The following is a 688-nucleotide window of genomic DNA, read 5'->3' as shown; positions in this document are numbered from 1 at the left end:
ACACAATTGTTGATCTTGTGCGCGCCCGTATGGTTGAGCTCGTCGCGCTTGAACCAGATTTGTGCGCCTTTGCCAGCCGGTGCGTTTTTGCGGACTTCCTCGGTCAGGCTTTCGGCATAATAGAGCGGGGATGGGCGACCGACATAATTTTGCAGCAGATCGTCAAATTGCTCGGCAAAGGCCGGATCAGCCTGCGCGGCGCGATAATGTTTTTCCAGATCGAGGATCAGCGGCATCAGCGTTTCGGCGACATAGCGGCCGCCAAATTCGCCAAAATGGCCGCGATCGTCCGGCATGTTGCGGTAGCTGTTGGGGGGTAGGTCGTTCATGGGTTTCCGATTATCCGTTAGTCCTGAGCCTGTCGAAGGACGCCTATCGTCGCAAAGCGCAGTTGAGCTTCGCTCGCCCTTCGGGTCGACAAGCTCAGTGCTAACGGTCTGCTAACGAATTGACGCGTCATAGTCCCGCACCGCTTGGCAAAAGGCGGCGATTCTGTCTACCTGTTTGACGCCGGGCGCGGTTTCCACGCCCGAGGAGACGTCAACCAGCGGCGCATGGGTGGCGGTCAGGGCGTCGGCCACATTGTCCGGATCAAGGCCGCCGGCGAGGCCCCAGTCGACCTGATGGTCGTGACCGGCGAGCAACGACCAGTCGAAGGAGGTGCCGGTTCCGCCGGGCAAAGTCCTGG

At 60.0% G+C, this 688-nt stretch carries 1 protein-coding gene and 1 pseudogene; both read right to left on the bottom strand.

Annotated features, from left to right (window positions below; all coding sequences use genetic code 11):
- Nucleotides 1-329, bottom strand: a pseudogene (locus V7665_RS13675) (tryptophan synthase subunit beta); the annotation flags it as partial.
- A gap of 111 nt (nt 330-440) precedes the next feature.
- On the bottom strand, nt 441-688 hold a 248-nt coding region (locus tag V7665_RS13670; protein ID WP_442955237.1), incomplete at its 5' end, for a phosphoribosylanthranilate isomerase.

This window comes from Parasphingorhabdus sp., assembly GCF_036964675.1.
Taxonomy (GTDB): domain Bacteria; phylum Pseudomonadota; class Alphaproteobacteria; order Sphingomonadales; family Sphingomonadaceae; genus Parasphingorhabdus.
The sequence above is the reverse complement of the archived record's forward strand: the minus strand, read 5'-3'. Positions and strand labels throughout refer to the sequence as shown.